23 protein-coding genes are annotated in these 22,272 nt (G+C 66.3%); 9 read left to right on the forward strand and 14 right to left on the reverse strand.

Annotated features, from left to right (window positions below):
• Positions 1–94: 94 nt before the first annotated feature.
• Both RB623_RS26765 and RB623_RS26770 read left to right on the forward strand, forming a co-directional pair.
• Positions 95–721 (forward strand): hypothetical protein, encoded by a 627-nt coding sequence (locus RB623_RS26765; RefSeq protein ID WP_308060170.1) that lies wholly within the window; start codon positions 95–97, stop codon positions 719–721.
• A 131-nt stretch (positions 722–852) separates the two neighbouring features.
• The gene (locus RB623_RS26770) at positions 853–1,050 is read left to right on the forward strand and encodes a hypothetical protein (RefSeq protein WP_308060171.1); all 198 of its coding nucleotides are present in this window, start codon (positions 853–855) and stop codon (positions 1,048–1,050) included.
• 81 nt (positions 1,051–1,131) lie between these two features.
• On the opposite strand, the gene RB623_RS26775 is transcribed toward RB623_RS26770, so the two are convergent.
• From RB623_RS26775 to RB623_RS26830, 12 genes are all read right to left on the reverse strand, one after another.
• A complete protein-coding gene (locus tag RB623_RS26775) occupies positions 1,132–1,707 on the reverse strand; it encodes an IS630 family transposase (protein WP_308060193.1) in 576 nt (191 codons plus the stop codon).
• Entirely contained in the window at positions 1,647–2,087 is a 441-nt protein-coding gene (locus tag RB623_RS26780) for a winged helix-turn-helix domain-containing protein (protein WP_308060172.1), read from the reverse strand. Before RB623_RS26780 ends, RB623_RS26775 begins: the two co-directional genes overlap by 61 nt.
• Positions 2,088–2,395: 308 nt before the next feature.
• Entirely contained in the window at positions 2,396–3,418 is a 1,023-nt protein-coding gene (locus tag RB623_RS26785) for a formate dehydrogenase subunit gamma (protein WP_308060173.1), read from the reverse strand.
• 147 nt (positions 3,419–3,565) lie between these two features.
• The gene (gene fdh3B / locus RB623_RS26790; protein WP_308060174.1) at positions 3,566–4,162 is read right to left on the reverse strand and encodes a formate dehydrogenase FDH3 subunit beta; all 597 of its coding nucleotides are present in this window, start codon (positions 4,160–4,162) and stop codon (positions 3,566–3,568) included.
• Positions 4,163–4,177: 15 nt separating this feature from the next.
• Positions 4,178–7,099, reverse strand: coding sequence for a formate dehydrogenase subunit alpha (locus RB623_RS26795; protein WP_308060175.1), 2,922 nt, complete (start codon positions 7,097–7,099; stop codon positions 4,178–4,180).
• A gap of 7 nt (positions 7,100–7,106) precedes the next feature.
• Positions 7,107–7,316: a formate dehydrogenase gene (locus tag RB623_RS26800; RefSeq protein ID WP_308060176.1), complete on the reverse strand. Its 210-nt coding sequence runs from the start codon at positions 7,314–7,316 to the stop codon at positions 7,107–7,109.
• A 52-nt stretch (positions 7,317–7,368) separates the two neighbouring features.
• Complete coding sequence (locus RB623_RS26805; protein WP_308060177.1) at positions 7,369–8,040, reverse strand: molecular chaperone TorD family protein; 672 nt, start codon at positions 8,038–8,040, stop codon at positions 7,369–7,371.
• Between the two features lie 102 nt (positions 8,041–8,142).
• Positions 8,143–8,856: a DUF3306 domain-containing protein gene (locus RB623_RS26810; protein WP_308060178.1), complete on the reverse strand. Its 714-nt coding sequence runs from the start codon at positions 8,854–8,856 to the stop codon at positions 8,143–8,145.
• Positions 8,853–9,365 (reverse strand): DUF3305 domain-containing protein, encoded by a 513-nt coding sequence (locus RB623_RS26815; protein ID WP_308060179.1) that lies wholly within the window; start codon positions 9,363–9,365, stop codon positions 8,853–8,855. The genes RB623_RS26810 and RB623_RS26815 overlap by 4 nt, the downstream gene beginning before the upstream one ends.
• Positions 9,366–9,374: 9 nt before the next feature.
• Positions 9,375–10,391 (reverse strand): DUF6352 family protein, encoded by a 1,017-nt coding sequence (locus tag RB623_RS26820; RefSeq protein WP_308060180.1) that lies wholly within the window; start codon positions 10,389–10,391, stop codon positions 9,375–9,377.
• On the reverse strand, positions 10,388–10,927 hold the full coding sequence (locus RB623_RS26825) for a DUF6505 family protein (protein WP_308060181.1): 540 nt from the start codon (positions 10,925–10,927) through the stop codon (positions 10,388–10,390). Before RB623_RS26825 ends, RB623_RS26820 begins: the two co-directional genes overlap by 4 nt.
• The gene (locus tag RB623_RS26830; RefSeq protein ID WP_308060182.1) at positions 10,918–11,655 is read right to left on the reverse strand and encodes a biotin/lipoate--protein ligase family protein; all 738 of its coding nucleotides are present in this window, start codon (positions 11,653–11,655) and stop codon (positions 10,918–10,920) included. The genes RB623_RS26825 and RB623_RS26830 overlap by 10 nt, the downstream gene beginning before the upstream one ends.
• A gap of 100 nt (positions 11,656–11,755) precedes the next feature.
• Between RB623_RS26830 and RB623_RS26835 the strand changes: the two genes are divergently transcribed.
• Positions 11,756–13,795 (forward strand): 4Fe-4S binding protein, encoded by a 2,040-nt coding sequence (locus tag RB623_RS26835; RefSeq protein ID WP_308060183.1) that lies wholly within the window; start codon positions 11,756–11,758, stop codon positions 13,793–13,795.
• Between the two features lie 3 nt (positions 13,796–13,798).
• Here RB623_RS26835 and RB623_RS26840 read toward each other — a convergent pair whose 3' ends face one another.
• Positions 13,799–15,088 (reverse strand): c-type cytochrome, encoded by a 1,290-nt coding sequence (locus tag RB623_RS26840; RefSeq protein ID WP_308060184.1) that lies wholly within the window; start codon positions 15,086–15,088, stop codon positions 13,799–13,801.
• Positions 15,089–15,194: 106 nt separating this feature from the next.
• On the opposite strand from RB623_RS26840, the gene RB623_RS26845 reads away from it, so the two are divergent.
• The gene (locus tag RB623_RS26845; protein ID WP_308060185.1) at positions 15,195–15,401 is read left to right on the forward strand and encodes a DUF6494 family protein; all 207 of its coding nucleotides are present in this window, start codon (positions 15,195–15,197) and stop codon (positions 15,399–15,401) included.
• Positions 15,402–15,427: 26 nt separating this feature from the next.
• Here the strand turns inward: RB623_RS26845 and RB623_RS26850 are convergent, their stop codons facing one another.
• Entirely contained in the window at positions 15,428–16,303 is an 876-nt protein-coding gene (locus RB623_RS26850) for a helix-turn-helix transcriptional regulator (protein WP_308060186.1), read from the reverse strand.
• A 96-nt stretch (positions 16,304–16,399) separates the two neighbouring features.
• Between RB623_RS26850 and RB623_RS26855 the strand changes: the two genes are divergently transcribed.
• From RB623_RS26855 to RB623_RS26875, 5 genes are all read left to right on the forward strand, one after another.
• The gene (locus RB623_RS26855) at positions 16,400–17,092 is read left to right on the forward strand and encodes an ABC transporter permease (protein WP_308060187.1); all 693 of its coding nucleotides are present in this window, start codon (positions 16,400–16,402) and stop codon (positions 17,090–17,092) included.
• Positions 17,092–17,814, forward strand: coding sequence for an ATP-binding cassette domain-containing protein (locus RB623_RS26860; RefSeq protein ID WP_308060194.1), 723 nt, complete (start codon positions 17,092–17,094; stop codon positions 17,812–17,814). The genes RB623_RS26855 and RB623_RS26860 overlap by 1 nt, the downstream gene beginning before the upstream one ends.
• A gap of 289 nt (positions 17,815–18,103) precedes the next feature.
• Positions 18,104–18,940, forward strand: coding sequence for an extracellular solute-binding protein (locus RB623_RS26865; RefSeq protein ID WP_308060188.1), 837 nt, complete (start codon positions 18,104–18,106; stop codon positions 18,938–18,940).
• Positions 18,876–20,147 (forward strand): molybdopterin-binding protein, encoded by a 1,272-nt coding sequence (locus RB623_RS26870; protein WP_308060189.1) that lies wholly within the window; start codon positions 18,876–18,878, stop codon positions 20,145–20,147. The genes RB623_RS26865 and RB623_RS26870 overlap by 65 nt, the downstream gene beginning before the upstream one ends.
• Before the next feature lie 12 nt (positions 20,148–20,159).
• Positions 20,160–22,115, forward strand: coding sequence for a molybdopterin biosynthesis protein (locus RB623_RS26875; RefSeq protein ID WP_308060190.1), 1,956 nt, complete (start codon positions 20,160–20,162; stop codon positions 22,113–22,115).
• The last annotated feature ends 157 nt before the right edge of the window (positions 22,116–22,272 follow it).

Below are 22,272 nucleotides of genomic sequence, written 5' to 3' on the forward strand. Positions count from 1 at the left end.
TTCCGGATCTCCAGGTCGCGACGAAGTCCGCGGGACGAAACCGTCGCAGAATGGTTCAATCCGGGCGGACTTTGCTTTAGACTGGTCAGTGGCGGTGGAGGTTCGCACGGGAGGAGCATCAGTGATGAGAAAGACCGTTCTCGCAGGGATCTTCGCCCTGTCAGCTTCAGCGTCGTTCGCCCAGACCAATTCTCCGCAGCAGCCGGCCGCACCTGAGTCGCCGACGGCTCCTGCGATCCAGACCGACGCTTCGCAACCGGGCGGTCCCGCCAATCTTTGCCAGGAATTGCTGGCTTTCATGAAGGCGCCTCCGCCCGAGCCGGCTACACCAGCGACTGCGGCCAAACCGGCTCCGGCGCAGCAGGGCACGACCGCCGCCAGCAATCCGGCCAAAGCCGAAGCCGGGACGGGGTCCGCGCAGAAGATCACCGGACAGGATGGCGTTGCAACCGACGCGCCGAAACCGGCCAAGGACAACGCCGCCAGCGGATCGGCGACCAACGCGCCGCAGAAGGAGAGCAGGGCGGCGCCGTTGCCGCCCGCGGATGTCACGAGCACGCCGAAGGAAACTGTCCTGGACATGACTCGGGCGGAGGAACTCGCAACGGCCAACGACATCGCGCAATGCCAGAAGGTGGCTCGTGAAATGCGGGTGGCGGGTGTCGCCATGCCGCCGCCGCTGATTGCACTGGCCGCGCTCGATCTGCAATATCAGCAGTAGTCCGGTGCGCCGCCCGAAACGGCCACAGAGCAGCCGCAGCAAAAGGCGTCGCGCCGCCGAGACGAATTGAATCACATTACCCGGGCTCGTCCGTTCGACGGCCCGGTTCGGCAACAGGAAGGAGTGGCGGGATGCGCATGATCTTGACCGGAATTGTCGTTGCTGCCGTGATCGCCATCGGCGCCGGCTATCTTCTGCAAGCCCGGCAGGAGCCGGCGTGGCAGGCATTCAGCACCGAAAGCACGCGGGTGGGCGATCCCGGCCACAATCTGGTCGGGCAGAACTGGACGGGCGAGCCTACCGACGCCGCGGCCGAGACGGCGTCGTAGCAGTCTGCCATCGACAGACGCCTGCGGGTTCTCATACCAGGTGTTCATTTTCCTTGACCGTCGGCCTAAAGCACGTCGCGTTTAATTGGCCTCATATCCTGCTGCTTTGAAGAAATTCCGGCATTGGATGGGATCGAACAGATTGCAGATCTCCTTGAGTGCGTCGCAGATGGCATCGAAGGATCTGGCGGCCTTCTTCCTGAGCAGCGCCTTGAGCTTGGAGAAGGCCATCTCGATCGGGTTGAGGTCGGGCGAGTAGGCCGGCAGCGGCAGCAGCCAGGCGCCGCGCTGGCGCACCAGTTCGGCCGCCCGCTCGCTCTTGTGGAAGGCGACGTTGTCGAGAATGACGACGTCGCCCGGCTCGAGTTCGGGTGCGAGCTGGGTCTCGACATAGAGCTCGAAGCGGGCCTTGTTCATCGGCGCATCGACGATCCACGGCGCGATCATGCCGTGGCATCTCAGCCCGGCAATGAAGGTCTGTGTCTTCCAGCCGCCGAACGGCGCGGACGTCCGGTAGCGCTCGCTCCTGGGCGCCCAGCCGGTCCGCTTGGTCAGCCGTGTGTTGGTCGAGGTCTCGTCGATGAAGACGAGCCGTGTCAGGGCCTTGTCGAGGAAGGGCTTGCGCCGCTCCATCCAAAGCTCGCGGTCGTGCCGGATGTCGGGGCGCTGGTGCTCGCTCGCCCGGAGTGTCTTTTTTTGTGACTGAAGCCCAGCCGGTGAAGCAAACGCGCCACGCTGGAGCGGTGCACCGTGACCCCGCGCCCTTCCAGTTCCACGCACAGCTCGTCGAGCGTCAGTTCGCCCGTCTCGTTCATGCGCCGACCCACGAATGCGGCGTGATCGGCGAGCTTGCCACCGCCGATCCCATGACCCTGGCGCCGCGGCGAGAGCGAACCCGTCTCGCGGCGCAGCTTCATCAAGTCGTTCACGAACTTCGGCGAGACCCGGAAATGACGGGACGCCTCCCGGTTGCTGTGGCCCTCGTCCACAAACGCCGCAACACGCTCACGCAACGCCATCGGTAACGGCTTGGCCATCGCGGTTCTCCCTTCGAACCACAATGAATCACCAAACCGCCAAAACCGGAATCCTGAATCTACAAAAGCGAGACGTGCTTTAAACGGCACAGCAATCGGCTTTCTTCGTCAGATTATCCTCCTCGCCTGCGGCGAGGCGAGGAGGCAGCACCCCCTCACCGGCCCTTCGGGCCACCTCTCCCCCTGCCTGGGGGAGAGGGCGCCGGCCGCAAGCTTGGCGCCAATCGCTGAAGCTCCTCACCTCTTCCCCGGGCAGGGGGAGAGGTGGCCCGAAGGTCCTGTGAGGGGGGGCTGTCGAGACGGATAGGCTACTCGGCCGGTTCGGGTCTGGCCCGCGGCGGCACCTTTGGCTCGGCCTTCGCCTGCTCCTTCGCCACCCAGACGCTGTGATGCTCCTTCGCCCAGTTCAGATCGACGGTGCCCGATCCCATCGCGTCATAGGCGCCCTCCATGCCGAGCGTGCCGATATAGATGTGGGCGATGATGACCGCGATCATCAAGACGCCGACTGTCGCATGGACATACTGCGCCATCTGCATGCCGTTGACGTCGGCGAAGGAGAACGGGAACAGCATGAGAATGCCCGTCGCCGACAAGGCGATTCCACCCAGAACGACCGCCCAGAAGATGAGTTTCTGGCCCGTGTTGAAGCGCGCCGCCGGCGGATGCGTCCTGTTCGATTTGTCGAACATTCCGCCGCCGGTCTTGAGCCAATTCGCGTCGTAGCGGTCCGGAAGATTGTCCCATACCCAAGCAACCAGGATGACCAGGACGCCGAGCATGAAGGCCCAGGCCACGAAGTCATGCGCGTATTTCGCCCAGACCGACCAGGTGGAGAACGCCTCCGGCCCGATGAGCGGCATCAGCAACCGCTTGCCGAAGATGAAGTTCAGACCGGTGATGGCAAGGACGATGAAGGCCGCAGCCGTGGTCCAATGGGCGAGCCGTTCGATCGCGTTGAAGCGCAGGATCCTGATTCCCGATTCACCCGCCAGGGTGCGGATGCGGCCCCGGAAGAAGTAGAACAGCGCGAGCAGGAGCAGCATGCCGAGGATGGCGATGCCGCCGATCCACGGCAGCGCGCCCTCGTGGAAGCCGCGATAGTCGCGCCCCTGCGGCTGCTGCAGGGTCGCGGCTTTCCCGTCCGGGATGGAGACGCGGCCCTGGATCTTGTTCAGTTCGTCGAGAAGCTGCTGCTCGTTCACGGCCTGGGCGGTCGGATTGCTGCCGGATGCCTCCTGCGCCCCCGAGGGAAGGATCAGCAGCCCGAAAGCCAGGATGAACATCGCGACAGCCGGCGCGACCAGTCGACCAAGATTCCAGACCTGCATTTCTCCGTCCTCCCTGGGGCGGTTGACGTTCTCGCTTGGATGCCTGCAACGGCGCTTTGACCGCTTCGCGCCCAACTTCGGTTCCGGCTCCCGAAAGCCTGATCCAACCCTAGTTCGCTTCGGTGCGACAGCGGGCCTGCTTCACCGTCAGATCGCGACCGTCTCCCGATAGGCAGTCTGCCAGCCCCACGCGCCGGAGCCGTAGCCGCGCTGCGTCACCCGTTCCTTGTAGATGGCCGCGATGATCTCGCCGTCTCCGGCCAGCAGCGACTTGGTCGAGCACATTTCGGCGCAGAGCGGCAGCTTGCCTTCGGCCAGCCGGTTGGCGCCGTATTTGGCGTATTCGGCCTCTGTGGAATCCGGCTCGGGGCCGGCAGCGCAGAAGGTGCATTTGTCCATCTTGCCGCGCGAGCCGAAATTGCCGACGCGTGGGTATTGCGGCGCGCCGAACGGGCAAGCGTAGAAGCAATAGCCACAGCCAATGCAGAGATCCTTCGAGTGCAGGACCACCGCGTCGGCGGTCGTGTAGAAGCAGTCGACCGGACAGACGGCCGCGCAGGGGGCGTCGGTGCAGTGCATGCAGGCCATCGAGACCGAGCGTTCGCCTGGCTTGCCGTCATTGATGGTGACGACGCGGCGCCGGTTTATCCCCCACGGCACGTCGTGCTCGTTCTTGCAGGCGGTGACGCAGGCATTGCACTCGATGCAGCGGTCGGCGTCGCAAAGGAACTTCATTCTGGCCATTGTCGGTCCCTCCCTCTACGCCGCCGCGATCTGACACAGCGTGACCTTCGGCTCCTGCATTCCCGTCACCGGGTCGTAGCCGTAGGTGGTGATGGTGTTGACGCTTTCGCCGAGCACGTAGGGATCGGTTCCCTCCGGATAGTTGGCGCGCATGTCGACGCCCTGGAACCAGCCGCCGAAGTGGAAAGGCATGAAGGCGACGCCCTTGCCGACGCGCTCGGTCACCAGCGCCTTAACCCTGGCCTTGGAGTTGTTCTCCGCTCCGTTCACCCAGACCCAGGCGCCGTCGCCGATGCCGCGCTCCGACGCATCGGCCGGGTTGATCTCGACGAACATGTCCTGCTGCAACTCGGCCAGCCATCTGTTCGACCGGGTTTCCTCGCCACCGCCCTCGTATTCGACGAGCCGGCCGGAGGTGAGGATGATCGGGAAGGACTTGGCGATGCCCTTGTCCACCGCCGCCTTCTGCACGCTGAAGCCGATGTTGGGCAGCCGGAACTGCTTGGCGTCGGGATAGGTCGGGTACTTCGCGACCAGATCCACCCTCGGCGTGTAGATCGGCTCGCGGTGGATAGGCACCGGGTCGGGCAGGTTCCACGCGACCGCGCGCGCCTTGCCGTTGCCATAGGGGTGGCAGCCGTGGCTGAGCGCGACGCGCTGGATGCCGCCCGACAGGTCGGTCGACCACGACACCTTGCCGATACCGCCCATGTCGTCGCCGATCGTCTGGATGACGCCGCGTTCTTCCGGGGTCAGATCCGTGTCCCAGCCGAGTTTCTGGAGCACGGCCATGGTGAACTCCGGATAGCCGTCGGTGAGTTCGGAGCCCTCCGTATAGGAGCCTTCGGCGAGAAGCGTTTCGCCATTCCGTTCAACGCCGAAGCGGGCGCGGAACGGGCTGCCGCCATCCATGACGTGGCGGCCGGTGCTGTAGAGATTTGGGCTTCCAGGGTGGCGGATCTCCGGCTTGCCCCAGCACGGCCAGGGCAGGCCGTAATAGTCGCCGCCGACCTCCGGATCGTCCTTCGGCGCACGCAAGGTGACCAGATCGAATTTGTGCTGGTTCTTCATATGCGCCTTGAGCCGCTCAGGCGACTGGCCGCAATAACCCGTTGACCAACTGCCGCGGTTCATCTCGCGCAGGATGTCCTCGGGCACCGGCCGATCGCCTTCGACCGCGATCTTCTTGAACATCCAGTCGGCGAGACCGAGCTTCTGCGACAGCAGGTATAGGACCTGGTAATCGTCCTTCTGCTCGAAACTCGGCGGGACAATCTGCTCGCCCCACTGAAGCGACCGGTTGGAGGCGACGCGCGAGCCAGAGGTTTCGAACTGGGTGCAGACCGGCAGCAGGTAGGTGCCGTCCTTGCGCCCCGCCTGCACCGCCAGCGACGCCCATGTGGTTGGATGGGGGTCGGCGACGACGAGCAGTTCCAGGCCCGCCAGGCCCTTCACCGAATCCGGGATTCGGGTGATGCTGTTGCTGGCATGGCCCTGGACGAACATCGCCTTCATGATGTCGGGCTGCTGGACGTCCTCCTTGGGCAGCGTCACCGAATCGAACCACCGGGTCAGCGGGATGCCGGGGGTTTCCATCAGATCCTTGGACCCGAACTGGCCGAGGAGATCCTCATAGGGAATCTCCCAGACCCGCGACCAGTGCTTCCAGGCGCCTTCCGTAAGCCCGTAGTAGAAGGGGAGCGTGACGACATCGAGCCCGATGTCGGTCGCGCCCTGCACGTTGTCGTGGCCGCGGAAGATATTGGCGCCGGTGCCCGGCTTGCCGATGTTGCCGGTGGCGAGGCAGAGGATGCAGCTTGCGCGGGTATTGGCGGTGCCGACAGTATGGTGCGTCTGTCCCATGCACCAGATGATCGTCGACGGCTTCTGCGTGGCGAACATCTCGGCCACGCGCTTGACCTGATCGCCGGGCACCCCGGTGATCTGCTCCACCTCGTCCGGTGTGTATTTGGCGACTTCCTTGCGCACCTCGTCCATGCCGTAGACGCGCTGCGCGATGAACTCCTTGTCCTCCCAGCCATTCTCGAAGATGTGCCAGAGCATGCCCCAGAGGAGCGCGATGTCGGTGCCGGACCGGAAGCGCACATATTCGGTGGCGTGCGCGGCGGTGCGGGTGAAGCGCGGGTCGATGACGATCAGGTTGGCGTTGTTGAGCTCCTTGCCCTCGAGCAGGTGCTGCATCGCAACCGGATGCGCCTCGGCCGGATTTCCGCCCAGGACAAGCATCGTCTTGGAGTTTCGGATGTCGTTGTACGAGTTGGTCATCGCGCCGTAGCCCCAGGTGTTGGCTACGCCGGCAACCGTCGTCGAGTGGCAGATGCGCGCCTGGTGATCCTGGTTGTTGGTTCCCCACAGCGCCGCGAGCTTACGGAAGAGATAGGTGCCTTCGTTGGAAAACTTCGCCGATCCCATCCAGTAGACGGATTCCGGCCCGGACTTCTCGCGAATTTCGAGAAGCTTGTCGCCGATGCCGTTGATCGCCTCGTCCCAGGTGATGCGCTCCCATTGCCCGCCGGTCAGCCGCATCGGGTATTTGAGGCGCCGGTCGCTGTGCACCAGCTCGCGCACGCTGGCGCCCTTGGCGCAATGCGAGCCGCGGTTGAACGGGCTGTCCCACGAGGGCTCCTGACCGGTCCAAACGCCGTTCTGGACCTCGGCCGTGACGGTGCACCCGACCGAGCAATGCGTGCAGATGCTTTTCTTCAGCTCGATCGGCACGCCAGGCTGCGGCGCGCTGATCGCCTCGGCCTGCCTGACGGTGCCGAGCTGCAACGCGCCGACCGCCGCCATGCCGCCGACGACGAGGCCCGACCGGCGCAGGAACGTCCGGCGGTCCATCGGCGCCGACGCCGGGTTGCCCATGATGGCCTGAAGTTTCGTGTGGCTCGCCTGTCCATTTTTCCGCTTCGTCAGCATGGCGTCCTCACTTCTTCAAGGGGTAGCTGTTCACGCGGTAGAAGGCCTTGACGTGATCGGTCTCCTGGTAGCGCGCCCGCATCTCGTCCGCGCCGGGGTCGTAGGCCTGCGCCTCTTGCGGCGTGAGCGCCACCGCGGCCACGGCGGTCGTGGAGGCTCCGCCGAAAGCTCGAAGGAAGTTGCGGCGGCTGAGTACTGTCCCTGGCGTTTCCCGCATCTTTCATCCTCCCTGTGTGCCGGCGCGGTCATGTCGCGCGGCCGGCCCGTTTTCACGCGCTTCGTCGCGCCTCCATGGCGAAGGCTTCCGCCTCGATGTCGACGAATATCCGGCCCAGCGAACCGACGGCGCGGTAGAATTCCGCCGCGGCGGCATCCTCCAAATCGGCGAAGAAGCGTCCCGCCCATGGAGCGACGTGGCGCACGTAGAAGTCACGTTCGTCGCCGGCCGAGACCGCGAAGCGGCCGCCGGCGAAGCCGCTCATGATCTCGCAGAGCGTGCCGATGTGATCCTCCGGGTCGAAATGGCCATCGGTGCGTTCGAGGCCCAAACGCTTCATGTCGCCGCGCAGCCGGGCGAGCGGCCGTTCATTGAGGAAGCCGGTCAGGTAGTATGAGGCGTAGGGAAGCAGTTCGCCTCGCCCGACGCCGATGAAGAGCTCGAAATACTCACGCTTGAGTGAATCGGCGGAGGCCGATGCCGCTGCCTGTGCCAATACCGCGTGAGCGACACCGAGCGGCGTATCACGGCTGCCTTGCAATTGTGCGATTTGCTTTAGCAGGACCGCGTCCGGCGCGACGAGCAGGAGCGAGGCAAGCAGAGCATATTCGTCCGCTCGTGCGCGATCGACGTCTTCGACATCATCTGCCCCGGCGTCGACGGCCGGAGCATTGGTGCCGCCCGACATCGCAATTGCCTGGTCCAGGGCCAAGTCCGGGTTCATTTTTAACCTCGACCGTGGCACCCAAGATTGGGTGGACTCATACTACCCCCACCTCGACCGATTGCAACAGTCTATGGACAAAAACGACCGGCCCGGGCCGCATCAGCGCGGCATGGCTCCTCCGTGGCGCGGCCTGGCAGGATTTTTTTTGCGCGGTTCGCCGCTCGACCTTGTTGCTCCCGGTGGGCGGGGAACAGGATCCGGCGAGTCGAGCTGAGAGATCGCCGCGTTGTACCGGGCCGGCGAGGCATCCGCCGAGGCGGACTCGGACGCATTGTCCGGCGGGGTGGCCGACGCCTGTTCGGGAGGATCTGGAGGTTGTGCGGGCGCCTGGGTCGACGCCTCCGGGTCTTCCACGTCCGTTGCCGGGCCGCGACCGATGGTCGACAGGAAATCGACGACGGCTTCTTTCGCATCGAGCGGGCCGAACCCTGCCATCGCCCCCGGCTGATTGAAGTCCCAGGCATATTCGGCGAGGCCGACATGATCGCGAATAGCCGGATCGAGCGACCACATCGTTCGCAACGCTGCGCTTTTCAGGTCCCCGGGCACACCTTTGCGCAGGAAGGCTGAAAGGTCGCTTTCGGCGGTGAGATCTTCAAGGCTCGGGAGCGGCTGGCCGGGACCGACAGCTTCGGCCTCCGCCGTGGCCGGCGCGGCAACCTCCTGTCGCTCGCCGGCGACGGTTTCTTCAGCGCCCGCCGGCGGTGGAAGGCTCGCAGTCTCGGTGTCGTCCGGCGGCTGCGATTCGCTGGTTTGCGCGGCCCGCTTGCGGCGTGACCAGCGGGCGAAAATGTTGTCGCGCCCGGCGCTCATCGCGTTTCGTCCGGTGGCCTGGAAGCAGGTATCCGCCGTGCCATCGACTCCGTGTCGGCGCGGTCGCGCTGGCGCTTGACGAAGGGGCGCTCGACGTGATGCGCCTCGACGAACGCGGCCAGTTGCTGCTGGAGTTCGATCGGCATCGGGAGCGCCTCGATGATATCGCTGCCCGCCTCAGTCAGCGACTCGCCTTCGGAGGGATCGGCGGTAACGACCTGCAGTGCGATTCCGGGTGGTGCGTCCACTTGCCGAAGCGACACCCACAGGCTCGGCCTCCCGGAACGGAGATTGTCGCGGTACATGGCGGTATCGGACCCGAAGAACTCCAGCTCGAATGCACCGGCATAGAAGCGAGTCACTTCGGCCGTTTCGGACAGCACCGTCCACGGCGCGGCCGCGGCCACGCCCGCCAGAACCGCGACCGGTATCCAGACGTGATCGGCCCACGGATTGTTCAGGGTCCGCCGCTCGACGACGACGCCAACCTCCGCTGTCTCGCGCACCATGACGACCTCCTAACTAACCGCCGCCGCGGCGCGCAGCGGCAGACCGGCGACAAGGTTCTGCGGCTTCATGCGGATCGTCCGGTCTTGCGTCATCGCCATGATCAGCCAGACAGGCCTGGCGCCAACTTGCGGCTGAACCTCCCCAACGTCGGAAAAGGCAAGCCGGAACAGCGCAACGACGCGCTCGCCCGCCTGCGGGTCAGGCTCACTTCCTGTCCACAATGCGTTGCCGATCCGCGTCGCCTCGGCGTCAAGGCCGACGAACCAGGCCCAGTCCTCGTCTTCGATCCGCTCCACGGGCTCGACCGAGACATCGACGCCGAGCAGATGGCGGATCCAGGCCTGCATCGCGGCCGCGAGGCCGCGCCGGGCCGCGCTGCCCGGACCGCCGAGATCGAGCACCATGTCGAACGCATCGCTGCGGGCGAAATAGGCTTCGGCGCTGCCTTCATCGAGGATGTCCAGCTCGGTCACGGCAGGACCGCCGAGCATGGCCAGCAGAGGGGAGGCATGGCGGTTCTGCTCGTGCACTTCGACGGTTTCGGCGTCGGCGAGGAGCAGTGCGCCTTCGTGAGCGGTTACCCGCTGCGGGCGATAGAACAGTTCGGCGGCGCGCAACACGAAAGGATCGTTCTCGCCATCAAGCGCATTGCGCAGGACGACCTGCGCGAGCTGGTTCATGAAGAGCGGCGGGATGGCGACCGCGGAGCCGCGCGCCAGCGCGAGATAGGCCGCCTCGAGCGAAGGAAAGGCGAGAAGATGGTCGCGGAAAGCGATCATGAACGCCCAGTTCTCCCGGGCATCCGCGTCTTGCATCGCGGCGATCTCCGCCTCGCCGACGGGCCGCCGCGGGTGGTGCATCAAAAGCTCGTGATGCAGGCGCAGTTCAGCCTCGCAAGCGGTTTCCGGCGGAAGAAGCTCCGGCCGCGCGAGATAGGCCTTCAGGAAGGGATCGGTCACGATCAGGTGCCCGGCCTGGTTGCGGTCAAGCAAATGATGACCCGAGGAAACCCAGAAATCCTTCATCGTCGCCCTCGGGCGAGGGCGAGGAGGTCGACCTCCTCTGCCGGCAAGTCTTCCTCCACCTCGACGAAGCGGAACGCGGTCGCCGGCTCCAGGCGGCTGGCCTTGCGGTGCAAGGTGCGGAACGACTCGCGGATGCCGCCGTTTTCGCTGGTCCGGTGAAGACCGAGCAGGGTGTTCGCCGGGTGATCGCAAAGCGACTGGGCGAAGGCCACCTCCTCTTCGGCGGCCGCCAGCGCGGTTCCAGTGTCGGGTGCGCCGCAGTGCGCGACAAGCTGGCCAGCAAGCGTGGCGACCGCGGCGGCGCGGTCCTCCGCGGTCGCCTCGGTGACGACCGCGAGCGTGGACCAGCCGAAGCTGTCGATACCGAGGAACCCGCCGCGGAAGGCTTGCCGCTCCTTGCCCGAGAGTTTGTCCACATCGGCGCCGAAGAACAGGAAGGTGCCGGTCACCGCCCATTCGCCCGGCTCGGCCGCGCGTGCGTAGACGAAGGTGTCGGAAGGGTCGAGGCGGATAGTCCGCGGCAGCTTCAGAGCCATGGCGTCCCCGTCGCGGGATCGAGCCAGGAGGGCGTGGCAAGGGCATCGGCCAGGCTGCGTCGTCCGGACGACGCCGCCTCTTGCGAAATCAGCAGGTCGCCATTGCCGGCGAGCCGGACGTCGCCCGGTTGGGCCATCCGGTCGAGCCACCGGCCGGCAATCGAGCCAAAACCGGTTTCGCCCCATTCGTGGAACGCAGTCATCAGATGGCGGGAGAAGCTCTCGATCATCTCACGCGCATCGAGCGCTTCGAAGCCCAGTTCGTCAAGCGCCCCGAGCAGGGGCCGCAGACCCGGCTCGCCGGCGGAGATGACGGCCGTGCGGGACATGGCGGAGAAAACCATCCAGTCGGGGACCCGATCTTCCCGGGCCCCGGGGGGCCAGGCCAGCCGGCCGCCGCCAACCAGGACTCCGTCGACGCGGATCGCGTCCGGCCAGTCGAAGGTGATGGGCCGCGACGGCGGCGCCTGGGCCGCAAGGGCATCGGCAAGCGCGTTCATGCCGGCATAGAGCGCGCGGCGCGCTTCCGCCAAGGGATGCTCGGGCTCGAGCACTACCGCGAATTCGGCCAGATCGTAGCGGCGTACCCAGACGAGCGTGCCGGCCCCTTGGTCGCCGGCGATGGCGCAGGCATGCGCGAACGCATCGCCCGCCTCCCGCAACTGGACGAGACTGTAGGGCGGGGGCAGATCGAGAGCGCGGCCGGTGGCCGATGCGGGCGGCGACATGATGCCGGTCCATAAATTGGTGACGGCGAACTTATCCTCTTTATAATGGTTCCAAAGAGACGACGCCACCGCCTGGACTGTGTCGCGTCACCGGAGAGAAATGGGCAAGGAAAAACCACGGACGGTACTTGTCTGCTCCTGCGAACGGAGCATGCCGGATTTTGCCGGCAGCGTGGCCCGCGTGTGCAAGGGCGCACGGGTCGAAGCCGGGGATTGGTTTTGCGGCGCGGAATTCGACCGGGTGAAGGCCGTCATGGCAGGCGGCGGCGCGGTGACGATCGGCTGCACGCAGCAGGCGCCGCTTTTTCGCGAGCTCGCCGAGGAGATCGGCTTCGAGGGCGAGCTCGCTTTCGCCAATATTCGCGAGACGGCGGGCTGGGCGAAGGGCGCCGGCGCCGCCGGCGCGAAAGCGGCTGCCCTGCTGGCCATGGCGGCCGAACCCGTTTCCGCCCCCGCAACGGTCACGCTTTCAAGCGACGGCGTTGTCCTGGTCTATGGCTCCAACGAGACCGCGATCGATGCGGGCCGGCAGCTCGCGGACACGCTGGACGTCACTGTGCTGCTGACCCGGCCGCGCGAAGTCGTACCGCACAGGGTCTGGGATTTCCCTGTGGCGCAAGGAACCATACGGAATGCGCGGGGCCATCTCGGCGCCTTCGAGCTGACGGTCGACGATTTCGCGGCGCCGGCTCCATCTTCACGCGACCGCCTGCGCTTCGGGGCTGCGCGCGACGGAACGGTCTCGAATGCGGACATCATCCTCGACCTGGCCGGCGGCATTCCGCTCTTTTCCGCGCATGAACTGCGCGACGGCTACGTCAGGGCCGATCCCGGCGATCCGGCCTCCGTCGCAATCGCGATCGCAAAAGCGGCCAATCTGGCCGGTGAATTCGACAAGCCGCGCTTCATCGATTTTTCCCCCGACCTGTGCGCCCATTCAAGGTCGCGGATCATCGGCTGCACGCGGTGCCTCGATTTGTGCCCGACCGGGGCGATAGCGCCGGCTGGCGACCATGTCGCGATCGATGCGGAAGTGTGCGCCGGCTGCGGCAGTTGCGCCGCGGCATGTCCGACGGGTGCCGCCGCCTACGCCGTGCCGGACGCGGAATCGCTGCTTCGGCGGCTGAGGACACTTCTTCTCACCTACAGCCAAGCAGGCGGCGGCGACGCGGTCGTGCTGTTCCACGATGCTGGCCACGGCGAACCTCTCATCGACGCGCTCGCCCGCTTTGGAGCGGGTCTGCCGCCAAACGTCCTGCCTGTCGCGGTGAACGAGACAAGCCAGTTGGGCCTGGAAGCATGGACCGCACCCGTCGCCTGGGGCGCCGTCGCAGTCAGGGTGCTCCGCGCGTCCAGGCCGAAGCACGGGGCGGCCGGCATTGCCGCAAACGTCACCATCGCCAACCTCCTGACCCAGTCTCTCGGCTACGGCACGGACGTCTGCGGGACGATCGAAGCGGACGATCCCGACCTGCTTGCTTCGGCGCTTGACCTGATCGCCCCGCATCCGACGCCGCGCCGCCCGGCGACCTTCCTGCCGCTGGGCCGGAAGCGCAGCCTGCTGGCGCTCGCCATGACTGAGTTGCACCGTGCCGCGCCGACGCCGGTCGATCGCGTTGCCCTGCCGGCGGACGCGCCGTTCGGCGGGATCGAGGTCGACGTCGAGGGCTGCACCCTCTGCCTTTCCTGCGTGTCGGCCTGTCCGACGGGCGCGCTTTCCGACAGCGAAGAGCGGCCGGCCCTGCATTTTTCCGAGAGCGCCTGCGTCCAATGCGGCCTCTGCGCCGCGACCTGTCCGGAGCAGGTGATCACGCTGGCGCCGCGGCTGGATTTCGCGGCATGGAACGCGCCGCGCCGGGTGGTGAAGGAGGAGGAGCCGTACAATTGCATCCGCTGTGCCAAGCCATTCGGCACAAGGAGCACGGTCGAGCGTATTGTCGCCAGGCTCGAAGGCAAGCACTGGATGTTCTCGGGTGCGAACGCAAAGCGGCTCGACCTGGTGCGCATGTGCGACAATTGCCGCGTCGACGCCGTCATGAGCGAGGGGTTCGATCCATATGCCGGCGCCGGCCGATCGCCGCCGCGAACGACGGAAGACTATCTCCGGGCGCGTGAGAAGCCGGATGACAAGCCCGAGTGACCTTCAGTCGGTGCGCGTCTCGGCCTGAAGGAAGCGGATGAGGGCCGCCCGGTCGTCGGGGTTGCCGATGGTCTGTTCGGGCATCTTGGTGCCGGGCGTGTAGGCGTTCGGGCCGAGTTCGAACAGTTTCGCCACGGTCTCCGGCGTCCAGACGATGTTCATCTTCCTGAATGCGGGTGAATAGCGGTAGCCGGGCAGGGTTGCGATCTTGCGGCCGAAGATGCCGTGCAGCGTCGGGCCGGCGCGGCTGCCGTCGTCCGGATCGAGCGTGTGGCAGGCGATGCAGGCACGGAAGACCTTGGCGTCGGGATTGCCGGCATAATCGGCCATGGGATCCGTCTGGCCGCGGGCAGGCGCTCCGCGACGCTTGCCCGTAGCGACATTCCATTCGCGCACGAGATTATCCCCTCCACCGCCCAGCAGCGTGTCGCCGCCGGCCCCGAAGGCGAGCGACCACACCGGCGCGCCGGACGCATCGAGGATTCGCTCGGGCTTCAGGCTGGCGGTATCCAGCAACAGGATCGGCTCGTCGACGCCCGCGGCGGCGAGATGTTTGCCATCGGCCGAGGCGGCCAGCGCGATCACCGGCCTCGACGAGACCTGGACCTCGGCGAGGATCGCGCCGCTGCGATCGAGCTCGCGCACTTTCCCGTCGGCCGCTCCGACAAACAGGCGGCCGTCCGACGTCGTTGCCAGCGTGCTGAGCGGGGCCGGCATGGCGACGCGGACGGGGGCCACGCCGGCCTCGTGTGGCCACAAGATGACGGCCGCGTCGTAGCCGGCGCTGACCAGCGTGCCGTCGGACAGGAAGGCCACCGCGTTGACATTGCCGCGATGGCCTTCGAGAACGCGCGGCGCGCCGCCGGAAAGCGGCCAGACCCGCACGCTGGTGTCCCAGGACGCGGACGCGAGCATGGAGCCGTCGGCCGACACGGCAAGCGCGGAGACGGGCGCGGCATGTCCTTCGAGGATGCGTGCAGGCGCGTCGCGGCCGTGCTCCCAGATCGCGATGCGACCGTCGGTCCCCGCGGTGGCAAAGCGTCCGTCCGGCAGCGCCGCTACGGCATTGACCTGGCCGTCGTGGAAAAGCAGCACCTCGCGCGCTTCGCCGTTGTCCAGCGACCAGACGATTGCCTTGCTGTCGAAGCTGCCGGTGATCGCCGTCTTCCCATCCGGCGTCACCAAGATCGCCCGCACCGGACCGCCATGGCCGCGCAGGTCGGCGCCGTGCGCGGTCGCCCCGAAGACGAAGGGAGCGATCGTCGCCAGACATATCGCAAGCGTCTTATTCATTGCACAGCAGGCCGTTCCGTGCTCCGTTCACCGGCAGCGCCGCTCGCAGCAACCGCTCTCGATCTTGCCGGACCGGCCAAACCTTCACGCTGTTCGAGGCAATCATATGACCCAAAACATGGAAACCGATCCCTTCAACGTATCGATGCGCAAGTTCCTCAAGCAGGTCGGCGTGACCTCGCAGCAGGCCATCGAAAAGGCCGTTGAGCAAAAAGGGCTGAAGGGGCAGGGGCGTCTGACGGTAAAGGCGGTGATCACCTCGGAGGCGGCCGGCCTGCATCACGTCGTCGAAGGCGAGATCGATCTCGGCTGAGGCGACGCGCGGCTCGCAGGAGCCTTCTATTGGTAGAACCGGATCTGTCCGGCCGGGTGGGGGTCATACCCGGTGAGTTCGGCGGCGCGCCTCGCGAAGCCGTCCCGCTGCAAGAAGTGCAAAAGGGCCTGGAGCGGGGGCTGGAAGTAGGTCCGCTGGCGCATCAGCAGATCGAAGCTCTCCCAGGCCAGCGGCACGAAGTCGAGGCCGGCCGCGCGTGCCGCCGCGCGCGTGGCGATGCCGCAATCGGCCTGTCCGGTGCGGACCGCCGCGGCGAGATCGGGCCCGGTCAGGCAGGGCGGATCGAGCCGATTCAACGCCTTCATGTCCGAGCCGGCGCGGGCGAGCAGGACATCGAGCAGCATTTGAGCACCGGCGCCGGGCTGGCGCATCGCCATCCGGGCGCCGGCCGCAAGGACATCGGCCAGGCTGTGGAGCGACCGGGGATTGCCCGGCTGCAGCAGCAGGCCCTGTTCGCGCCGGGCGAAACCGACCAGCACGGCATCGTGCAGCCGTGGCATTGACCGCACGGCATCCGCATTGGGATCGGCTGCGCCGCCGTGAAAATGGATCGCCGCGGCGGCGACTTCGCCGCGCAGCAGGCGCATGACGCCGCCTTCCGTACCTTCCGCCAGCGAGGCTAGACCCGAGCCCGACTGGCGCAGGCACCATTCGAGCAGATCGTCCTGGCTGCCGCCGACGATCGGCGGCGGTTCCGGCGGGATCATCCCCGCTGGCCGCGCGAGCCCGGCCATGACCCAGCGATCGAGCTCATGGCGCGGGAACAGCCACTTGCCCGTCACCTTGCTGCAGGGGATTCGGTCTTCCGCGACCAGCTCGTAAAGCTTGCGCTCGCCAATACGCAGATAATCGGCGGCTTCGGATGTCGTCAGCAGTTCCATCCTGCATTGATATGCATATTCCTGTGCAGGTTCAACAATTTGACATTGCCGGAAGATTTGCAGGAAATGGGCGTTCAACGGCCATGGCAAGGTGGAATGTCGGAAGAACTCAGCGCATGGCAACTGATTGCGAGCGGCGACGCTACGCTGTTCGCCATCGTGCGCCTGTCGTTGGCCGTTACCCTGTCGGCGGTTGCCATTGCGGCGGTCATTGGCCTGCCCCTGGGGGCCTTGCTGGCCCTGGCGCGATTCCCCGGGCGCTCGGCGGTCGTCGTGGTGTTGAACGGCTTCATGGGGCTGCCCCCCGTCATCGTCGGCCTGTCGGTCTATCTGCTGCTGTCGCGGTCCGGGCCGCTCGGTGAGTTCGGCCTTCTGTTCACGCCGGCCGCCATGGTGATCGCCCAGGCGGTTCTGGTTCTGCCTATAATCGCGGCGCTGACACGCCAGACGATAGAAGACCTGTGGCATGAATACCGCGAGGAACTGACGGCAATGGACGTCGGACCACTTGGGCAGGTGGCGACACTCCTGTGGGATAGCCGCTTCAGCCTCTTCACCGCGTTGCTTGCGGGCTTCGGGCGGGCCGCGGCCGAGGTCGGCACGGTGATGATCGTGGGCGGTAACATCAACGGCTTCACCCGAACCATGACCACCACCGTCGCCCTCGAAACATCGAAGGGGAACCTTCCGCTGGCCGTCGGGCTCGGCCTCATCCTCATCTTTCTCATTATCCTGATCAACGCGGCCGCCTGGGGCGTGCGGCTCTGGTCCGAGCAACGGGCGGGATGATGCGCGCCGCTTCCAGCGATCTGCCGCTCGTTCTGGATCGCGTCTCCCTAAGCGCGGGACCAGTCACGATGCTCGATTGCCTGAGCCTGACGATCACTCCCGGCGCGCCGACGCTGGTTGTTGGCCCCAACGGTTCCGGCAAGACCTCGCTGCTGCGGCTTTGCATGGGGCTCGCAGCGCCGTCGGCCGGCAGCGTAAGCTGGGGAGGACGGACCGACCGAGGGCCTGCGCGCCGCGCCATCCTGTTCCAGAAACCCGTCATGCTGCGCCGCTCGGCAACGGCCAACGTCGTATACGCACTGGGCCAAGCCGGCTGCCCGCGCCGACTGCGTGCCGCCCGCGCGGCCGAACTGCTCGAGCGCGTCGGCTTGCTCGGGTTGGCAAACCACCCGGCACGGCGCTTGTCCGGCGGCGAACAGCAACGGCTGGCGCTTGCCCGCGCGCTGGCGCGTGATCCCGAAATCCTGTTGCTCGACGAGCCGACCGCCAGCCTCGATCCGGCGGCGACAAGGTTCGTCGAAGAAATCATCCTCATGGCCGCCCAGTCGGGCACCAAGGTCGTCATGGCGTCGCATGATCTCGGACAGGTGCGCCGGCTGGCGGGAGATGTCGTGTTCCTGGTTCGAGGTCGTCTTTGCGCGCACGCCGCCAGCGGAGATTTCTTCGAATATCCGTCAACACCAAAAGCCGCCGCCTTCATCCGCGGCGATCTCGTCCTGTAACAACCGAACGGAGCTTAGAGCAATGTCCGACCAGATTGCATCATTCTGTTTCTCGTTTGGCGAGGCGGCCGGCAGGAGGGTTGCGAAGGTCGATGGGGTTCCATCGGCCGAGCAAGCCGACGAACCGAGCGCCCGCCAAACGGAAACCCGAAGGGCCGGGCTGGTTTGGGCCCAATCCTTCGGGCTTCGTCTCGACCGTACCGCCGGTACGGCCATTCGACGAAGCCCTCGACCTTGGCCCAAACCATCGCCGGCAGAATGGTTCAATCTGGTCGGACATTGCTCTAAGATGCTGAGCCGTCGAATCTTTTCCGCGATCGCCACACTTCTCCTGCTGACCGCCGGCGCTACACCGGCCCTGACGCAGGATCAGTCGATCGTGGTGGCATCCACGACCTCGACACAGGATTCCGGCCTGTTCGGCCATATTCTTCCTATGTTCAAGCAGAAAACCGGGATCGACGTGAAAGTCGTCGCGCAGGGTACCGGCCAGGCTCTCGACACCGGCCGCCGAGGCGATGCGGACGTGGTTTTCGTCCATGCGAAAGCGCAGGAAGAGAAGTTCATCGAGGAAGGCTTCGGGGTGAAGCGCTTCGACGTGATGTACAATGATTTCGTCCTGATCGGCCCGAAGAGCGACCCTGCCGGGGTCAGCGGCACCAAGGATATCGCTGCGGCACTTGCCATGATCGAGGCCAAGGACGCGCCCTTCATCTCGCGAGGCGACAAGTCCGGGACCCATTCCGCCGAACTTAGGCTCTGGAAGGTTGCAGGCATCGACATCGAGGCGGCGAAGGGCCCGTGGTACAAGGAGATCGGGCAGGGCATGGGGGCGGCGCTCAACACGGCGGCTGCCATGGATGCCTATGTGCTATCCGACCGCGGCACCTGGTTGTCGTTCCAGAACCGTGGCGAACTGGACGTCGCCGTCGAGGGCGACAAGCGGCTGTTCAACCAGTACGGCGTCATGCTGGTGAATCCGCAGAAGCATCCGAGCGTGAAGGCCGAGGCAGGCCAGCGCTTCATCGACTGGCTGGTCTCGCCGGAAGGCCAGAAGTCGATTGGCGAATTCAAGATCGACGGCCAGCAGCTCTTCTTCCCGAACGCTGAGCAGCAGCGATCATAGTTTAGGATCTGCAGATTCAGAGCGGGGCAGGGCCTTTCGGTTGCAAAGCAGTTCGCGTCTGTCCCATTATCCGGGCATGATGAGAACGTCTCTTCCGACCGGCACGCTGACCAGCCTTGAAGCCGCGCTCGCCGCGCTGCTCGACGGTGTCAGGCCGGTCACCCCCGAATCCGTGCCGCTTGATCAGGCGCTTGGCCGCGTCGCGGCGGAAATGCCGCCGCTGGCCCATGCACTGCCGGTCAGGGACACCGCCGCCATGGACGGCTGGGCGTGCCGCGCGCTCGATCTCGTCGGGGCCTCGGCCTATTCGCCGCTGCCGCTGATGGTCATTCCCGCCTGGGTGGAGACGGGCGATGTCATGCCGGAAGGTTGCGACTGCATCCTCCGGGCCGACCTCGTCGATCAGGGTGGCCCGATGGCCCAGGCGGTAGGGGAAGCTGTCCCCGGCGAGGGCGTGCGGCGGGCTGGCGAAGATTTGGCGGCGGGCCGCGTTCCGGCGTTCGAGGGGGAGATCGTTTGCGCCGCCGACCTGCTGGCGGCGCGCAAGGCAGGGCTGAGCCAGCTTGCCGTGCGGACACCGCGTGTCCGCGTGATCGATGTCGCCGCCGCGAGCGGCGAGACGCTGTCGACGCTTCTGGTCACCGATACCCTGAAGGCTTGCGGCGCGACGATGGCGGCGGTCGAGGCCGCGGCGAGGGATGCAGCCACCATAGCCGCAAGGCTCGATGGCGATGCCTGCGATCTGATCATCCTGGTTGGAGGGACGGGTGATGGGCGTGCCGATCCCACGGCCGAGGCGCTCGCACGGCGCGGAGCGCTGATTGCACACAGGATTGCGATTCGCCCGGGCGGGACCACGGCAATCGGCCGGCTTGGCGCGGTGCCGGTGCTCGCCCTGCCAGGATCGCCGGACCAGGCTTTGGGGGCCTTTCTTGCACTCGTGCAGCCGGTCCTCGATCGTTTGTCGGGCAGGCACGAACGACGAACAATCATGCTGCCGCTCGTGCGAAAGATAGCATCCACGGTCGGCCTGACCGAAATCGCCCTGCTCGGACGCGAACAGGCCGGCTGGACACCGCTTGCCGTGGGAGAGTTTTCGGTGGAAGCCGTACAACGGGCGGAAGCGTGGGTTACCATCCACAGCGGTAATGAAGGATATGCCGCCGGAACGACCATCGGCGCCTGTCCGCTTCGCCGCCTGATCTGAGACCCACCCGAAATGACGAATCCCTCGACGTTCAGCCGCCGCGACAGCCGGCAGGAGCAGTTTCTGACGATATTGTCGCGTGAGGAGGCGATGGCGCGTTTCGAGGCGGCGCTGTTCCCACGGCCAATGCCTGCCGAAGTGCGTTCCCTGGCCGAGGCGCTTGGCTCTGCGCTTGCCGAGGACGTCACGGCGCCCGTCGACGTGCCGCCCTTCGACCGTTCCAACGTCGACGGCTTCTCAGTGCGTGCCGCGGATGTCGCCGCGGCCTCGGAGGCGCTACCCGTCCGGCTCGAACTCAATGCGGAGTCGATAGCCTGCGGGACCGTTCCGCAACTTCCCGTGCTGGCGGGTACGGCGAGCCCGATCTCAACCGGCGGTCCCCTGCCACGCGGCGCCGACGCGATCGTCATGGTGGAGCACACCCACGCGGCCGGAGACGACGCCATCGAGGTGAGGCGGAGCGTCTCGCCCGGACAGTTCGTCTCCTACGCCGGCTCCGACATCGCCAGGGGCGAGGTGCTTCTGCGCTCCGGCACGGTGATCGCATCCCGCGAAGTCGGAATGCTTGCCGCCTGCGGCATCGCGCGCGTGCCAGTCGCGCGAAAGCTGCGCGTCGCCGTACTGTCGACCGGCGACGAACTCGTTCAGCCGGGCGAGGCGCTGCGGCCTGCCGCGATCCATGACGCCAACGGCCCGATCGTCAGCGCGGCAGTGACCGAGAACGGCTGCGAAGCGAGCTTTCTAGGCGCTTTTCCCGATGACGAAGCAACGCTCGAATCCGCCATGCGCCAGGCCCTTGCCGCCCATGACGTGCTGATCCTCTCGGGCGGTACGTCCAAGGGCGCCGGCGATATCAGTCATCGCATCGTCGGACGCCTGGGCAAGCCCGGCGTGATCGCCCATGGTGTAGCCTTGAAGCCCGGCAAGCCGCTCTGCCTTGCCGTGTGCGACGGCAAGCCCGTGATCATCCTGCCGGGCTTTCCCACCTCGGCCATGTTCACCTTCCACGACATGGTCGTGCCGGTGTTGCGGCGCATGGCCGGGTTGCCGCCGCGCGTCGACGTGCAGGTCACGGCGCGGGTGCCGTTCCGCGTTCCCTCCGAACTCGGCCGCACCGAATTCGTCATGGTCTCGCTGGTCCGGGGGCAGGAGGGGCTGGCCGCCTACCCGACCGGCAAGGGCTCCGGCGCGATTACGTCCTTCGCCCAGGCCGACGGGTTTATGCGAATCGAGGCTTTGGTCGATCATGTTCCGGCCGGGAGCGAAGTGCCGGTCACGTTGTTCACCCCGCATGTCCGCGTTCCCGACCTCGTCGTCATCGGCAGCCATTGTACAGGGCTCGACCTGGTCGCCGGGGCACTCTTCCGGGACGCATTCTCGGTGCGTACGCTTGCTGTCGGCAGTCTCGGCGGCCTCGCCGCCGCGAAACGCGGCGAATGCGACATCGCCCCGATCCACCTGTTCGACCCGCGGACGCAAAGCTACAACGCGCCGTTCCTCACCGAGGGCCTGGAACTCGTGCCGGGCTGGCGGCGCATGCAGGGCCTGGTGTTCCGCAACGGCGACGAGCGCTTCGAGGGTCGTGACCCGGAGGAGGCGGTGCGGGCCGCACGTGCCGATCCGGAATGCATCATGGTTAACCGCAACCAGGGGTCAGGAACACGAATCCTGATCGACCAACTGCTCGGCTCCGCGCGCCCGGAAGGTTACTGGAACCAACCGCGTTCGCATAATGCGGTGGCTGCTGCCGTCGCGCAGAAGCGCGCCGACTGGGGTGTGACCATCGCACCTGTCGCCCGTGCTGCCGGATTGGGTTTCATACCGCTGACCGAGGAGCACTACGACTTCGCACTTGTCTCGTCGCGCAAGGAGCGGCCAGCGGTGCAGGCTTTTCTTGCAGCCCTCCAGTCGCCGGATATCCAAGTGGCGCTGGAGCGGGCGGGCTTCGCCCGTACACAGGTCTCTTAGAGCGTGTCGCACCCAATCGGATTCATTCTGCCGGCGACGGTTTGGGCCAAGGTCGAGGGCTTTGTCGCAGGCCGGGCTGGTGGCCCGGACAAGACGAAGCCCGATGGATTTGGCCCAAACCGGCCCGGCCCTCCGGGTTTCCGTTTGGCGGGCGCCC

This window comes from Mesorhizobium sp. LHD-90, from assembly GCF_030929505.1.
Classification (GTDB): Bacteria; Pseudomonadota; Alphaproteobacteria; order Rhizobiales; family Rhizobiaceae; genus Kumtagia.

What these genes read in the sequence shown, in the direction of transcription:
- RB623_RS26770 (WP_308060171.1), top strand. Translation starts at nt 853, where the DNA reads ATGCGCATGATCTTGACCGGAATTGTCGTTGCTGCCGTGATCGCCATC.
- RB623_RS26780 (WP_308060172.1), bottom strand. Translation starts at nt 2,087, where the DNA reads ATGGCCAAGCCGTTACCGATGGCGTTGCGTGAGCGTGTTGCGGCGTTT.
- RB623_RS26785 (WP_308060173.1), bottom strand. Translation starts at nt 3,418, where the DNA reads ATGCAGGTCTGGAATCTTGGTCGACTGGTCGCGCCGGCTGTCGCGATG.
- fdh3B (WP_308060174.1), bottom strand. Translation starts at nt 4,162, where the DNA reads ATGGCCAGAATGAAGTTCCTTTGCGACGCCGACCGCTGCATCGAGTGC.
- RB623_RS26795 (WP_308060175.1), bottom strand. Translation starts at nt 7,099, where the DNA reads ATGCTGACGAAGCGGAAAAATGGACAGGCGAGCCACACGAAACTTCAG.
- RB623_RS26800 (WP_308060176.1), bottom strand. Translation starts at nt 7,316, where the DNA reads ATGCGGGAAACGCCAGGGACAGTACTCAGCCGCCGCAACTTCCTTCGA.
- RB623_RS26805 (WP_308060177.1), bottom strand. Translation starts at nt 8,040, where the DNA reads ATGAACCCGGACTTGGCCCTGGACCAGGCAATTGCGATGTCGGGCGGC.
- RB623_RS26810 (WP_308060178.1), bottom strand. Translation starts at nt 8,856, where the DNA reads ATGAGCGCCGGGCGCGACAACATTTTCGCCCGCTGGTCACGCCGCAAG.
- RB623_RS26815 (WP_308060179.1), bottom strand. Translation starts at nt 9,365, where the DNA reads ATGGTGCGCGAGACAGCGGAGGTTGGCGTCGTCGTCGAGCGGCGGACC.
- RB623_RS26820 (WP_308060180.1), bottom strand. Translation starts at nt 10,391, where the DNA reads ATGAAGGATTTCTGGGTTTCCTCGGGTCATCATTTGCTTGACCGCAAC.
- RB623_RS26825 (WP_308060181.1), bottom strand. Translation starts at nt 10,927, where the DNA reads ATGGCTCTGAAGCTGCCGCGGACTATCCGCCTCGACCCTTCCGACACC.
- RB623_RS26830 (WP_308060182.1), bottom strand. Translation starts at nt 11,655, where the DNA reads ATGTCGCCGCCCGCATCGGCCACCGGCCGCGCTCTCGATCTGCCCCCG.
- RB623_RS26835 (WP_308060183.1), top strand. Translation starts at nt 11,756, where the DNA reads ATGGGCAAGGAAAAACCACGGACGGTACTTGTCTGCTCCTGCGAACGG.
- RB623_RS26840 (WP_308060184.1), bottom strand. Translation starts at nt 15,088, where the DNA reads ATGAATAAGACGCTTGCGATATGTCTGGCGACGATCGCTCCCTTCGTC.
- RB623_RS26845 (WP_308060185.1), top strand. Translation starts at nt 15,195, where the DNA reads ATGACCCAAAACATGGAAACCGATCCCTTCAACGTATCGATGCGCAAG.
- RB623_RS26850 (WP_308060186.1), bottom strand. Translation starts at nt 16,303, where the DNA reads ATGGAACTGCTGACGACATCCGAAGCCGCCGATTATCTGCGTATTGGC.
- RB623_RS26855 (WP_308060187.1), top strand. Translation starts at nt 16,400, where the DNA reads ATGTCGGAAGAACTCAGCGCATGGCAACTGATTGCGAGCGGCGACGCT.
- RB623_RS26860 (WP_308060194.1), top strand. Translation starts at nt 17,092, where the DNA reads ATGCGCGCCGCTTCCAGCGATCTGCCGCTCGTTCTGGATCGCGTCTCC.
- RB623_RS26865 (WP_308060188.1), top strand. Translation starts at nt 18,104, where the DNA reads ATGCTGAGCCGTCGAATCTTTTCCGCGATCGCCACACTTCTCCTGCTG.
- RB623_RS26875 (WP_308060190.1), top strand. Translation starts at nt 20,160, where the DNA reads ATGACGAATCCCTCGACGTTCAGCCGCCGCGACAGCCGGCAGGAGCAG.